The 923-nt window shown below is 39.5% G+C and carries 3 protein-coding genes; all 3 read left to right on the forward strand.

The features are described from left to right. A partial coding sequence (locus A3739_RS29905; protein WP_068473981.1) for a hypothetical protein occupies nucleotides 1-228 on the forward strand: 228 nt, incomplete at its 5' end. 23 nt (nucleotides 229-251) lie between these two features. Beyond that, nucleotides 252-617 (forward strand): SgcJ/EcaC family oxidoreductase, encoded by a 366-nt coding sequence (locus tag A3739_RS10680; protein ID WP_068473978.1) that lies wholly within the window; start codon nucleotides 252-254, stop codon nucleotides 615-617. Nucleotides 618-643: 26 nt separating this feature from the next. Continuing rightward, entirely contained in the window at nucleotides 644-817 is a 174-nt protein-coding gene (locus tag A3739_RS31405) for an SEC-C metal-binding domain-containing protein (RefSeq protein WP_082868849.1), read from the forward strand. Nucleotides 818-923: the final 106 nt, after the last annotated feature.

A 923-nucleotide genomic window follows, 5' to 3' on the forward strand; every position in this document is an offset into this window, starting at 1 on the left:
ATGATGGAAGATGTGATCCCAAGAAATTACGAAGAATGGGAGCATTGCATTACGGTGGAGTGCGGCATCCCGCTGTCTATAGAGTTTATTGAAGAGAGAATCACTGCTTTGCAGGACATACGAGACTTTAAGACAAAGCAATTCTTAGACTTGTATGGTGAAAGATATCTTAATCAAGTACTTGTATGGTTTTCGCAAGCGAAAACAGCGCTGCAGACTAATTCATGATTTAAAGCTTAAGGAAGGTAAGTATGAAAAGCCTAGATACAGATGCTCTCTTTAATGAGTGGAATGCTGCACTAAAGACTCAAGATGCAGAAAGAGTGGTTGCTCTATATTCCCAAAGCGCTATTTTGTTGCCTACGTTGTCAAATCAAGTTTGTAGGAGTCCTCAAGAGATAAAAGATTACTTTTCGCAGTTTCTCAAGCTAAGGCCTCAAGGTAGAATTGTAGAAGCTGATTCGCGTCGATTCGGAGAAATTGCCATTAATTCTGGTGTTTATACTTTCGAGTTTGAAGAAGAGACTCTCGTAAGTGCACGATTTACTTTTGTTTATCACTGGGATGGTGAAAATTGGAAGATAATCGAGCATCATTCGTCGCGTTTCCCAGAATAGAGTATTAGCCTCAGGTAATAGTATTTATGACGAATTCAACAAACACTGTGTCGAATGCTGAGGAGCAGGATAGCTGCTGCAGCAATTCTAGTTGTTGTGGGCCAGAAACCCCAGTGACTCGAAGTGCGCCAAAGATCGGCCGAAATGAGCCATGCATTTGTGGAAGTAGTAAGAAATTTAAAAAGTGTTGCGGTGCTTAACCGTTAGTTTGAAAAAGGCCCTTCTGGGCCTTTTTTTATGTCTGATTATCAATTTTTTTTGTATTCACATCTTCTTTTTGAAATAAATGATATGTTGTAACATATC

The sequence above is a fragment of the Oleiphilus sp. HI0067 genome, assembly GCF_001635735.1.